Raw genomic sequence first — 12,556 nt, forward strand, 5'->3', positions numbered from 1 at the left:
AATGGAATTTTTACCCTTTGCCATTTTAGCCATTTTTATTGCCCTAGCTCCGATTGTCAGTGGTATCACCAAGATTCCCATCGTGGTTGTCGAGATGCTTCTAGGAGCACTTGTCACATACTTCAATCTCTCTCCAAATATGCCATCAGTCCAGCACACTGCAGAGATTGGATTCTTGATTTTGATGTTTTTGTGTGGGCTTGAAGTGGATCTCAAAACTTTTGCCACACTCACCAAAAGCCTTTTGCGTCGCGTATTGATGTATTTTTGTTTGCTTTATGGGATCTCTATCTCTCTTGTGATATATTTCAAGCTCTCCCCTATCTACATTGCTACATTTCCGATAATGGGTGTTGGTATGATTATGACACTCGTGCGTGAATACGGCAAAGAGCAACCTTGGCTAAATCTCGCACTGAGAGTCGCCGTGCTTGGGGAACTGCTAAGTATCTGCGTGCTTGTCGTGCTAAATGGTGCCTACACCTATGGCTTGAGTCAAGAACTCTACCAAACCTTGGGGGTTTTGGTCTTGTTTTTGCTTTTTACAGCACTTGTTTTCAAATGCTTCAAAATTTTGTTTTGGTGGTTTCCATTTCTCAAAGTGATTATCATCCCAAATCAAGAGGGAGAAACTCGCGATTTACGCTTTGGTGCGATGCTCTTTTTTATCCTTATTAGCATTGTGCATCTTTTGGATTTGGAAGTTGTGCTTGGGGCATTTATCGCAGGAATGATCATCTCTACTTTCTTTGGAAGCAATCGCCAACTCCACGAGAAGCTCAATTTCATCGGGTTTGGATTTTTTGTGCCATTTTTCTTTGTCTATGTAGGCACGACTCTTGATCTCAAGGCTTTGTTTGCAGATCCAAAAATCATCAAACAAGCACTCTATATTCTAGGCACAATGATTGCGATCCGCTCTGTGTCTGCTTGGATTGCTTTTAGGAGTTATTTTAACAATGCCAAACATCTAGTTTTGTATGCCCTTAGCGATGCGATGCCTTTGACATTTTTGGTCGCCACAGCGACACTAGGACTCAATCTTGAAATCATCACACACCAAACCTACTATGCCTTTGTCCTTGCTGCGATGATTGAGGGGATTAGCTTTATGATTTTAATCAAGTTGATTTTTTATTTTTGGAAACAACCCACCACAGCAAAACGCCCTATAGACAACTAGAGCGTTTTGGGTCCCAACAAGACTCCTCCCCAAACCGCCCCTAGAGACAACCCCAAACTCAAGAGGACATACAATCCACCCAACACGCAACGCCCATTCAAAAAAAGCATCAAAACTTCATAGCTAAAGGTGCTAAATGTCGTAAAAGAGCCTAGAAATCCCACAAGGAGAGCTAGTCTCAACTCTTCAGTCTGCATACACTGCACCAAAAAGCCAAACAAAAAACTCCCTAGCACATTCACACACAACAAAGCCCACAAAGAATTCCAAGGCAGATACATCAAAACCAAATAACGCATAATCCCACCAACCGCACTGCCTAGCCCAATCCAAAAATACAACATACTAAAACTGATAGGACAAATTAAGGGCGACTTTTTTGCCCCCTTGAGAATCCTCTCCGATTTCTGGTGTCACACAGATTTGAGGCTGATAGGGAGTTGTGAATAAATAAGCATACCCCCACGCGATTAACGCACCTGCACTCACCTGCAAAATCGAATGCTTGTTTGCATACACACGCGAAGCTGCAGTCAAAGTTGCCAAAACAAGAGGAGCGATAGAAGCTTTCCACCCATAACGATAATACACAAAAGCCGCTCCTGAAAACGCTCCTGCAGAATGACCGCTTGGCATTCCTTTGAAGTCATCAAACCCCGGACGCCTCGCCCACAGCATTTTGCTTTCATTGCCATTGCGTGCTATTTTCTCATCTAGGGCTTTGATCCCCTCTGTGGTGAGTTGCGTCACCCCTGTAGCAAGTGCGAGTTGCCACAGCCCTTTCCAATCCTCAATCGCAATACTTGCCACCCCAACATACAAAGGCATTAGTTTGAAAATATCCCCAAATTGCTCAAATTTGCCTCGTGCATTCAAATGGCTCTGCAAAAGCAGACAAGCCAGAATCAAACCAACAATTCTCATTTTTCTCCTTTTGGATAGATTGTTATTTTTTTCAATCTCAAAGCATTTCCCACCACCACAAGAGAACTCATACTCATACTCAAAGCCGCAACGATAGGCAAAACATAGCCCATCATCGCCAAAGGAATCGTGATGCAATTATAGAGAACGCTAAAAGCAATATTTTGCTTGATATTCTTAAAAGTTTGGCGTGCAATGACAAAAGCACCTAGCACCAAAGACATCTTATCTTCTAGCAAAACAATATCGCTAGAATGCAGAGCTAAATCACTTTTATCAACGATACTCATCCCCACCTCACTTTGAGTGAGAGCCAAAATATCATTGATCCCATCACCAATCATTGCAATCTTTTTGCCCTCTTGACGCAAAGACTGCACGACTTCTAGCTTTTGTGTGGGCGAATGTTGAGAAAAATAAGTTTGGATACCCAGCTCCTCTGCCACCTCTTTGACGCTACTCTCCCTATCTCCACTCAAAATACACATTCCAATGCCCATTTTTTTGAGTCCTTCAATCAATGCCAAACTATCGCTTTTGAGGCGATCTTGGAGCAAAAACACTCCTTGCAATTTTCCATTGAGAGCAAAGCCAAAAAAACTTCCACTCCAAGATTGATCCCCCTCTACTATCACGCCTTTTTCCTTCAAAAACTCTTCACTCCCACCACACATCACATCATCCCCCACCCTAGCTTCAATCCCGCGACACTCAAGCACTTTGAAATCCCTGACGACATAATCCCCTTGTGCTTTGGGCAAATATTCCAAGACACCTTGAGCAATAGGGTGCGTGCTACATTCTAGAAACGCCCTAAGTTGTGCCACATCATAATCCCCCAAACGCTTTTCATCAATCACCTGTGGCTCCCCTTGAGTGAGGGTGCCTGTTTTGTCAAAACACACATAATCTATGCGACTCAAAGTCTCCAAAAATCGACTTTGCTTGAAAAGTATCCCCTCTTGGTATGCACGCCCCAACCCTACGATGCTAGAGATTGGCGTCGCAAGAGCCAAAGCACAAGGACAAGCGATGATAATCACACTCACTGCCACACTCAAAGCTCGTGAATCCCCCCCATAAAGATACACACCCAAAGTCATCAGTGCAAGTGCCAACACCCCTTTGGAAAACTTTGAAGAAAGCGTGTTTGCAAGATTCTCAATCTGTGGCTTATGCTTGAGAGAATCCTCCATCAAAACAATCAAATGATTCAAAGCACTCTCTTCAAAACTTTTCCTCGCTTCATAGATAAAATTTTCAAATAGATTCACACTTCCAGACAAAATACAATCGCCTGATTGTTTGCTTGTAGGCTCTGCCTCTCCACTCAATGCCCTCTCATCAAGCAAAGCATTTGAAGAGACAAGCACCCCATCAAGTGCGATTTTTTCCCCCGCAAACACTTCAATCAACTCTCCAACTTCTACATTTTGTGGCAACACCTGCACCCTCTCACCCCCCCTAATCACCCTCACACTTTGAGGAATCTGTGCATACAAAAGCTCCAAAACCTCCCCTGCACTATTACGCCCACTCACTTCCAAAAACTTACCAACAAGCACAAAAGTCAAAATCATACTCACCGATTCAAAATAAGTTTCCCCCCCAACAAAAAAGGCATAGATAGAATAAACATAAGTCAAAAAAGCACCGCTAAACACCAAGGTATCCATTCCCACCATCCCACGCTTGAGTGCAGTGTAAGCGTTTTGGTAGAAAATACTCCCACTATAAAACAAAACAGGTGAAGCAAGTATCCACGAAGCAATGCCTAGCAACTCCCTAACCCCCTCTTGCATTCCTTGAAAATACCCTGCATATTGGGCGACTGCGATCCACATCACATTCATTGTGCAAAACACAGCCACAATGAGCTTGATGTAATATTCTCTTTTTTGCTGCTTCTCTTTTGCCTCACTCAAATGCCCCACACTCACATCATAGCCCAAGTCATAAATTGTTTGCACGATCGTGGAGAGTTTGGTTTTTTGTGGATTCCATTTGATTTTGGCACGATGATTGGTGTAATGGATTTGTATGTCTTCCACCCCTTGCATTTGAGCGATGACATTTTCGATCAGCCACACACACGCAGAACAATGGATATGTCCGATGACAAACTCCACCTGCTCTCCCCCACCCTCAAGCTTTTTGACATAATGCTGCACAAATGCCTCATTGTCATAATAAGCACTTTCTAATTGTGGGATTTTTTGTATTGGTGTGAGTGTCTTGATTTTGGAATAAAACCCTTCGATATGGTATTCCTTCAGGAGAAAAAAAGCATTTTTGCAACCATTGCAGCAGAAGAAAAACTTCTCTTCTGCCTCATCGACTTCTATCAAAGCCTCTTTGGGAAATATATTTTGACAATGATTGCAAGGAATCAAATCACCGCTTTCAAACAAATCTCAAGTTATCTTTTGATAGTATGCACAAGAGGCACACTCTCGATCCCAACGCCTGTGACATCTGCAGTGTTTTTTTCCACTTGCTTTGTGCTAATCATTGATTCGCGTTTTGAGGGTTTGAAATTAGGATCATAGATCTCTTTCATGATTTTGATTTTTTCTTGCGTGTTTTTCACGCCAATCAATTTCTCATAAATCAAACTTGCCTTGATCGCAGATTCGTTGCCCAAAAATGAGACAAGTAGTATTTTCACATCACCAGTTTTAAGTCGCTCTTCCACTTCGCCTAGCTCTTTGCGGCAACTTGGGCATCTAGGATCTGATACGATATAGGTGGTTTGCGTCTTGTTTTTGCTATCAGATGTCAAAGTGATATAGCGACTTGATTTAAGAGTGCTAAAAAATTTATCCAACACTTTGGGGTCAGGTTTTTTGGCTGGTGGCATTGTCTGTTGATAGAGCTCACTCAACAATGCCAAATCTTTTGGATTTTCAGAGATAAACACATTGCTCAACCCCACAATCACAGCACCATCAGCCGTTGCCAAAACAAGCATTTTCTCTTTGTCAGCCTTGCTTTCAAGCATTACGATTTTAAGATCTTTGCTTCCTGCTAGATCATACACCTTGCTCACTTCCAATTGCGTATTTGTTTTGTCTTTGATGAGTTTGGCGATTTGAGTTTTCAAATCCGCACCACTAGCAAATACAAACAATGCGATCAGACACCATATCTTTTTCATTTTGCTTCCTTATATTTTACTTCGCTTATAGTGATTGCTCAATCAAGGCATTTAGCTTGGAGCAAAACTCCTTTGCTTCGCCCAATGCTCCACTCTCTAGTAGCTTTGCATTACCATAAAGCAAAGCAATCATATCTTTTTTCTTTTGCAAATCATTTAACGCTTTGAGTTTTTGGATAATCGGATGTTGCGTGTTGATCTCTAGCACCTTGTCTTGAGGCACTTTCTGCCCCATTTGTGCCATAAGGTTTGCCATCATTGGATTGTTGGCTGTTGAAAGCACGCATAGAGGAGAGGTTAGGTTGTGTGTCAATCTCACCTCAGAAAGAGAATCAGTGATACATTCTTTGAAAGTCGCAATCAATGCTTCAAACTCTTTTTTCTCCTCTTCACCAATCTCCTCTCCGAGTTCCTCAAGTGCCTCCTTACTTGTGATGTCTTTCAAGCTTACGCTATCAAACTCACCAGCATTAGGCATTACAAAGCCATCAATCTCATCGGCAAACAAAAGCACATCAAAGCCCTTTTGTGTGTATTTCTCAAGAGTTGGAGAGTTTTTGAGCACTTCTAGATTCTCACCCATTAGATAGTAAATGCTCTTTTGCCCCTCTTTCATTGCGTTTTTATAATCTTTGAGAGAGATGAGTTTGCCCTGCGTATGAGAATAAAATCTTAGCAAACTAAGGATCTTTTCTTTGTTTTCAAAATCCCCATAAAGCCCCTCTTTGAGCACATTGCCAAATTGAGCATAAAACTCTTGATATTTTTCTTCCTCTTTGCTGATTTTTTCAATTTCAGCCAAGATTTTTTTGGTTGAAGCAGATTTAATCGTAGAGAGAATCTTGTTTTGTTGGATAATCTCACGGCTAACATTCAAAGGCAAATCCTCTGTATCCACAATCCCTTTGACAAATCGCAAATAAGAGGGGAGTAACTCTTTGTCATCATCTGTGATAAACACACGCTTCACATAAAGCTTCACGCCAGATTTATAATCCACACGATACAAATCAAAAGGGGCTTTGCTAGGGATATAAAAAAGCGTTGTGTATTCTAGATTGCCCTCTACTTTTGTATGAATCCACGCCAATGGTTCAGCCTGATCATAAGAGAGAGATTTGTAAAACTCCTTATAATCCTCATCTTTTAGCTCACTTTTTGCTACTTTCCATAGTGCTTTGGCAGAATTAACCTGCTCATTTTTCTCTTCAATGATCTCTTCTTTTTTGCCATCTTTTTCTTCAGTTTTTTTCTCTGTGTATTCCAAGAAAATCGGAAAAGCAATGTGATCAGAATATTTGTCAATGATACTTTTAAGCTCCCAGCGACTTGCAAAATGCTTCTCGCCCTCTTTGAGATAGAGCGTGATTTGTGTCCCATAGTCTGCTTTGATACATTGTGTGATTTCAAACTCACCTTTGCCATCACTCACCCACGCATACGCTTGATCTTCTCCAGCTTTTTTGGTTTGCACCACAATCTTATCTGCCACCATAAACGCCGCATAAAACCCCACACCAAACTGCCCAATCAATGCAGAATCTTTCTGCTTATCCCCACTAAGTGATTGCAAAAAGCTTTTTGTGCCAGATTTGGCAATCGTTCCAAGATGATTTTTCAAATCCTCCTCATTCATACCAATCCCATTATCTGTGATTGTGATACTTTTATCCTCCTCAAAAGTGATACTGATTTTTGGAGAAAACTCTAAGCTTTTGTATTTTTCATCAGTGAGAGTGAGGTAGTTGAGTTTATCAAGTGCATCACTTGCATTGCTCACCAATTCTCTCAAAAAAATCTCTTTGTTGGAATAAAGAGAGTGAATCATCAAATCCAAAAGTTGTGAAATCTCTGTTTGAAAAGTATGCTTTGCCATTTCTTAATTTTCCTTAACCTTAAATTTTAATGTAAATTATAACAAATCAAATCAAGGTAATGATAAAATTTGGGGCATAGCATCAAATCACAAGGCGTTCGTTATGATTAAATTTTTAGATTTACAATCCCAATACCAATCTATCAAAGAGGAAATCCATCAAGCGATCGATATGGTGTTACAAAAGGGTGCATTTGTAGGTGGGGAATATTTGGAAAAGTTTCAAGCAGAGTTTGCCCATGCGGTAGGCTCTCAATACGCCCTTGGTGTCGCCAACGGAACAGACGCAATCGAAATCGCCCTCAAAGCTCTCTCTCTCAAACCCAAAAGCGAAGTGATTTTACCAGCCAACACATTTGTCGGATCTCTTGAGGGGATTGTCAATGCAGGACTCACGCCTGTTTTGGTGGATTGTGATGAGGATTATTGTATCAGCCCCCAAGCGATTCAAAAAGCCATCACCCCCAACACTTCTAGCATTATGGCGGTGCATCTCTATGGGAGAATCTGCGATATGCAAAGCATTCTCACCATAGCCCAAAACCACAATCTCAAAGTCATCGAGGATTGTGCCCAAAGCTTTGGAGCAGAAATCTCTGTGTTTGGGACGAGCAAAAAAGCAGGAAACATCGGTGATGTGGGTTGTTTCAGCTTCTATCCGGGCAAAAATCTAGGAGCTTATGGCGATGGAGGGGCTATCACTTGCAACGATGCAGAAACCTACAAAATCGCCTCAAGTCTTGCCAATCACGGAAGAAGTGAGAGCAATCGTTATGAACATATTTATCTAGGCAGAAATTCAAGATTAGATGGAATCCAAAGTGCGATTTTGAGTGTGAAGCTCAAATATATCCACCAATGGAATGAGATTCGCAGAGATAACGCACAACTTTATGCACAATATCTCAAAGATTGTTCCAATCTTCTCACCCCCATCATAGATGAAAGAAATCGTAGCGTATGGCATCTGTATGTTGTTGCCCTAGATGACCCATCAAAACGCCAACACATCATGCAAGCTTTAGCCAATCAGCAGATTCAAACCGCAATCCACTACCCCATCCCTCTATCCAAACTCAAGCTCAATACCCAAACCCCCATTCTCGCTAGAAGTCTCCCAAATGCCCATAAATTTTGCGATAGGATCTTCTCTATTCCTATGGGTGAGCATATTGGAGAAAAAGAGATTGTAGAAATTGCAAAAAGTTTAAAAAGCCTTGAGAATGTCTGATTTTTTTTGATAGAATTGTCCGATTTTTATCTTCAACTTAAGGACGATGTTATGTTTAGAAGTGTTGTTTGGAAGTCGATGATTTTTATTGGCTCATTAAGCTTAGTTGGTTTTATCCTACTCTCTTTCATCTCTTACAGAGAGGCACGCGAAGGGATTACAGACATCATTCAAGATGTTCAAAAAAATCAAGTGCGTAACAATAAAACTTTTATTGTGAATCAAGTCGATACAATCAAAACAAACTTGACCAAATTCACAAAAGAACTCGATCTTGTCAAAATGCAAGATCACGCACTATTGGGAAAAATGCTTGCGAGCTTCTTGGATGCGAGTGATCTTATCTCTGTTTATATTGGTTTTGCCAACAATGGGCATGTTTTGGTTGCCGACGCACTCCAAAGGGAACCCTATGTGATGACAATGGAAACCCACAAATACGATGCTAGACAAAGACATTGGTATAAAAACGCAATGCGGACAAAGACTTGGAGCTTGAGCGATGCTTATTATGACACACAGACAAAAGAGCTAGTTGTCACAATTTCCATACCTTTGATTGTTGATGGCAGGATTGTTGGTGTGATTGGTGGAGATCTTCCATTGCAAAACATCCGCGAAGAATTATCAATGGACAAAGTTTCACCAAACTCTTATGATTTTCTAATCGATAATCGCAATATGCTTATTGTGTATCCCAACTCTTCATTGTTGCTCAAGAAAAATCCAACACTTGATACTTTTATCAACACATTCAAACAAGCTGGGGATGAGAAACCATTCTTCTACAACATCAATGAGCGTCTCAGTTTGACAAAGATGTGTTCTTCTATCAAAGAATTTGGCTGGACTATCTGTTCTGCAGTTGCCAATGGAGACTATGCAAAACGCCTTAATTCTATTTTGTTCCAACAAGTAGTGACTACAAGCATTTTGATACTCATCACTTGTGCCGTTCTATTCATATTGATTCGCAAACTTTTAAGCCCAATCAAATCTATCCAAAATGGTCTGCTTGGATTTTTCTCATTCCTCAATGGAAAATCCAAAAAAACAGAACCTATCAACATCACTTCGCAAGATGAGTTTGGCGTAATGGCACAAATTGTCAATGAAAACATCCAAAGCATTGAGGCTCAAATCATCTCCGATCAAACACTCATCACAGAAGCCAAAGATGCAACAAATGAAGTGCAAAAAGGAAACTTCAATGTGATCATTCAAGGTTCTACAACCAATGCGTCACTAGAGGAATTCAAAAATAGTGTCAATTCGATGATTCTCACTATCAAAGAACACTTTATCCACATCAACAAAGCTTTGGAGAATTACACAGCCTACAATTACACAGACAAACTTTCCCTCAACGGCATTCAAGTCCATAGTGCATTGGATACATTAATGCAAAACATCAATATGTTGCGTGATTCTCTAGCCTCAATGCTTAGTAGCTCACTCCAACAAGGCAAAGAGCTACAAAGCAAGTCTCTCACACTCAAAGAATCAGTGCAAACTCTCTTTGATGGAAGCTCCAAACAATCCACTTCACTTCAAGAAAGTGCCAACACAATTCGCAAAATCAATGAAGCGATGGGAATGGTCAATTCCAAAACTCAAGAAGTAACCAAATACTCTACAGACATTAAAGATGTTATCACCATCATTAGTGATATTGCAGAGCAGACAAACCTCTTGGCACTCAACGCAGCGATTGAAGCAGCTAGAGCCGGTGAGCATGGGCGTGGATTTGCGGTAGTTGCAGATGAAGTGAGAAAGTTGGCAGAACGCACACAAAAATCACTGAGCGAAATCGAAGCCAACACCAACACTCTTGTCCAATCTATCGATGAAATGGGCGAGAGTATCAAAGAACAAGCGACAGGTATCTCAAGTATCAATGAAGCGATTTCTGAACTTGAGAATGTGACAAAACAAAATGTCCAGATCGCCGATGACACAGAAAAAATCGCCAAAGAAGTTGCCAGTATGGCAGATAATATCGTGGGTGAGGCTAGTTCTAAAAAGTGGTAGCCTCCACTTCCCCACACCCCACACAAACCCTCTTTACACTCAATCAATAGCACAAGGATAAATGATGAAACTTGCTTTTATTTTCCCCGGTCAAGGAAGCCAAAGTATCGGAATGGGTCAAGATTTTTTCCAAAACTTTTCTATTGCCAAAGAATTATTTGAATGTGCCAGTGATACACTTGGGCTCAATATGCAAAACCTACTCTTTGAAGAAAATCCACAAATCAATCTCACACAATACACACAACCTGCGATTTTTTTGGTGAGTGCGATTGCTCATCATATTTTGCAAGAAGAGAGCAACCTATCCCCCCTCATCGCCCTTGGGCATTCTCTAGGTGAAGTGTCAGCAGTCGCCCTAGCCAATGCGATGAGTTTTGAAGATGCGATTGCACTCACACACAAACGCGGATTGTTGATGAGTGAAGTTTGTGCAGACAAAGAAGCAGGGATGATGGTGGTAATGGGGCTTGAAGATCACCAACTTGAAGAGTTTTGCCTCTCCCAAAGAGAAGAGGGCAAAGAAATATGGTGTGCCAACTACAATGGCGAGGGGCAAGTGGTGATAGCAGGGAAAAAAGCAGATCTCCTCTCTTGTGAATCCTCATTCAAAGCACTCGGAGCCAAAAGAGCCTTGCTCCTCCCCATCTCGATTGCAAGTCACTGCCCACTACTTGAGGGAATGTGTCAAGATTTCCAGATTTTGTTGCAAGAGACAATCACCAATGATTTTTCTCATCAGATTCTATCCAATGCGACTTTGCAACCCTATACGACCAAACAAGAGGCGATTCCTTTGCTCACACAGCAACTCACAATGCCCGTGCTTTATAAACAAAGTATCCAAAAAGTTGCACAAGAGGTGGAAATGTTTATCGAGTTTGGCAATGGCAATGTCCTCAAAGGACTAAACAGACGAATCACAGACAAACCCACACTCACTATCAGCGACACAGCCTCACTCAAAGAGTGCCTACAACAACTCAACACAAAGGAATCCCTATGAACATCGCAATACTCGGAGCAATGCAAGAAGAAATCACCCCATTTCTAGAGAAATTCCCCAACCACACATCAGAGGAAGTTGGGGGCAATACATTTTACAAAATCCCTTATGGCAACCACACTTTGATTTTGGCTTATAGCAAAATTGGCAAGGTGCATTCCGCATTGAGTGCTAGCACGATGATTTTGCATTTCAAATGCCAGAAGCTTATATTCAGTGGGGTCGCAGGTAGTCTCAACCCCTCGCTCAAAGTGGGCGATCTCATCATCGCAGACAAACTTTGCCAATACGATGTGGATATTACTGCCTTTGGGCATCCGCTAGGTTTCATCCCCCAAAGCAGTGTTTATATCCACGCAGATTCTCATCTCAACCAAATCGCTAGAGAAGTCGCACAGCAAAAGGGGATCAAACTACAAGAGGGGATCATCGCAAGTGGAGATAGCTTCATCGCCGACACTGCCAAAAAGCAATGGATCATCCAACATTTCCAAGCCGATGCTGTAGAAATGGAGGGGGCAAGTGTCGCCAATGTTTGCCATTTGCTAAGTGTGCCATTTTGTATCTTGCGTTCTATTAGCGATAGTGCAGACGGAGAAGCTGATATGAGCTTTGATGAATTTCTAGAACTCAGTGCCAAAGCCTCTGCGGATTTTGTAGAAGCAATGCTAGCAAAAGGACTTTAAGGATCACACTTTGAGAAATGCTTTTAGTATGCTTGAGCTTGTTTTTGTGATTGTCATCATCGGGATTTTGAGTGCAATCGCTATCCCAAAATTCAATGTCACACGCACCGACGCACAAAGTGTGAGTATCCAAAGCGACATCACTCTAGCTATCAGTGCCATTCAACGCGAGATTTTCGCCAATGATGTCCAGCCACAAGCAGTCAATATCCAATGGCTATACAAAACCGCAGGGTTTAGCCCATCGCGTTGGATCATCGATCAACAAGCGATCACCCTTGCTAGAGACGGGCAAGTGGATACGGCAAACTCTTGCATTCGGCTTGAGCTTGATTCACAGCAAACCCTCCTCCTGCATTTCACTCCCAAGCCCAACTCCCCACTTTGCTCCAAACTCGCCTCTTTCTACCAAAATGGAACCCAACGATTCCCACTTTTCAGCCACTAATCCCGCCTTTAGCC

The 12,556-nt window shown here is 41.7% G+C and carries 11 protein-coding genes; 6 read left to right on the forward strand and 5 right to left on the reverse strand.

The features are described from left to right. Position 1 precedes the first annotated feature (1 nt). Positions 2 to 1,183, forward strand: a complete 1,182-nt coding sequence (locus BBW65_RS03390; RefSeq protein ID WP_066339702.1) for a cation:proton antiporter — start codon at positions 2 to 4, stop codon at positions 1,181 to 1,183. On the opposite strand, the gene BBW65_RS03395 is transcribed toward BBW65_RS03390, so the two are convergent. Genes BBW65_RS03395 through htpG form a run of 5 tightly spaced genes read right to left on the reverse strand, consistent with a single transcriptional unit; the run spans position 1,180 to position 7,140 of the window. Beyond that, the gene (locus BBW65_RS03395) at positions 1,180 to 1,527 is read right to left on the reverse strand and encodes a fluoride efflux transporter FluC (RefSeq protein ID WP_066339703.1); all 348 of its coding nucleotides are present in this window, start codon (positions 1,525 to 1,527) and stop codon (positions 1,180 to 1,182) included. The genes BBW65_RS03390 and BBW65_RS03395 overlap by 4 nt on opposite strands. A 1-nt stretch (position 1,528) precedes the next feature. Beyond that, positions 1,529 to 2,107, reverse strand: coding sequence for a phosphatase PAP2 family protein (locus BBW65_RS03400; RefSeq protein ID WP_066339704.1), 579 nt, complete (start codon positions 2,105 to 2,107; stop codon positions 1,529 to 1,531). Then, entirely contained in the window at positions 2,104 to 4,500 is a 2,397-nt protein-coding gene (locus tag BBW65_RS03405) for a heavy metal translocating P-type ATPase (protein WP_199919476.1), read from the reverse strand. The genes BBW65_RS03400 and BBW65_RS03405 overlap by 4 nt, the downstream gene beginning before the upstream one ends. Before the next feature lie 26 nt (positions 4,501 to 4,526). Continuing rightward, positions 4,527 to 5,264: a hypothetical protein gene (locus BBW65_RS03410; RefSeq protein ID WP_066339705.1), complete on the reverse strand. Its 738-nt coding sequence runs from the start codon at positions 5,262 to 5,264 to the stop codon at positions 4,527 to 4,529. A gap of 25 nt (positions 5,265 to 5,289) precedes the next feature. Further along, positions 5,290 to 7,140, reverse strand: a complete 1,851-nt coding sequence (htpG, locus tag BBW65_RS03415; protein ID WP_066339708.1) for a molecular chaperone HtpG — start codon at positions 7,138 to 7,140, stop codon at positions 5,290 to 5,292. A gap of 103 nt (positions 7,141 to 7,243) precedes the next feature. Here htpG and BBW65_RS03420 point away from each other — a divergent pair, with 103 nt between their 5' ends. The 5 genes from BBW65_RS03420 (at position 7,244) to BBW65_RS03440 (ending at position 12,542) form a co-directional block, all read left to right on the forward strand. Next, positions 7,244 to 8,371 carry a DegT/DnrJ/EryC1/StrS family aminotransferase gene (locus BBW65_RS03420; protein ID WP_066339711.1) on the forward strand — a complete coding sequence of 376 codons (1,128 nt, stop codon included), beginning with the start codon at positions 7,244 to 7,246 and terminating at the stop codon, positions 8,369 to 8,371. Between the two features lie 51 nt (positions 8,372 to 8,422). After that, positions 8,423 to 10,402, forward strand: a complete 1,980-nt coding sequence (locus BBW65_RS03425) for a methyl-accepting chemotaxis protein (RefSeq protein ID WP_066339714.1) — start codon at positions 8,423 to 8,425, stop codon at positions 10,400 to 10,402. Positions 10,403 to 10,466: 64 nt separating this feature from the next. Then, the gene (gene fabD, locus BBW65_RS03430; RefSeq protein WP_066339720.1) at positions 10,467 to 11,408 is read left to right on the forward strand and encodes an ACP S-malonyltransferase; all 942 of its coding nucleotides are present in this window, start codon (positions 10,467 to 10,469) and stop codon (positions 11,406 to 11,408) included. Further along, on the forward strand, positions 11,405 to 12,094 hold the full coding sequence (locus BBW65_RS03435) for a 5'-methylthioadenosine/adenosylhomocysteine nucleosidase (protein ID WP_066339722.1): 690 nt from the start codon (positions 11,405 to 11,407) through the stop codon (positions 12,092 to 12,094). The genes fabD and BBW65_RS03435 overlap by 4 nt, the downstream gene beginning before the upstream one ends. A 10-nt stretch (positions 12,095 to 12,104) precedes the next feature. Continuing rightward, complete coding sequence (locus BBW65_RS03440; protein ID WP_066339726.1) at positions 12,105 to 12,542, forward strand: type II secretion system protein; 438 nt, start codon at positions 12,105 to 12,107, stop codon at positions 12,540 to 12,542. The last annotated feature ends 14 nt before the right edge of the window (positions 12,543 to 12,556 follow it).

The sequence above is a fragment of the Helicobacter enhydrae genome (genome assembly GCF_001693335.1).
GTDB lineage: Bacteria > Campylobacterota > Campylobacteria > Campylobacterales > Helicobacteraceae > Helicobacter_G > Helicobacter_G enhydrae.

Coding starts and splice junctions, on each gene's coding strand:
- BBW65_RS03390 (WP_066339702.1), top strand. CDS start 2: ATGGAATTTTTACCCTTTGCCATTTTAGCCATTTTTATTGCCCTAGCT.
- BBW65_RS03395 (WP_066339703.1), bottom strand. CDS start 1,527: ATGTTGTATTTTTGGATTGGGCTAGGCAGTGCGGTTGGTGGGATTATG.
- BBW65_RS03400 (WP_066339704.1), bottom strand. CDS start 2,107: ATGAGAATTGTTGGTTTGATTCTGGCTTGTCTGCTTTTGCAGAGCCAT.
- BBW65_RS03410 (WP_066339705.1), bottom strand. CDS start 5,264: ATGAAAAAGATATGGTGTCTGATCGCATTGTTTGTATTTGCTAGTGGT.
- htpG (WP_066339708.1), bottom strand. CDS start 7,140: ATGGCAAAGCATACTTTTCAAACAGAGATTTCACAACTTTTGGATTTG.
- BBW65_RS03420 (WP_066339711.1), top strand. CDS start 7,244: ATGATTAAATTTTTAGATTTACAATCCCAATACCAATCTATCAAAGAG.
- BBW65_RS03425 (WP_066339714.1), top strand. CDS start 8,423: ATGTTTAGAAGTGTTGTTTGGAAGTCGATGATTTTTATTGGCTCATTA.
- fabD (WP_066339720.1), top strand. CDS start 10,467: ATGAAACTTGCTTTTATTTTCCCCGGTCAAGGAAGCCAAAGTATCGGA.
- BBW65_RS03435 (WP_066339722.1), top strand. CDS start 11,405: ATGAACATCGCAATACTCGGAGCAATGCAAGAAGAAATCACCCCATTT.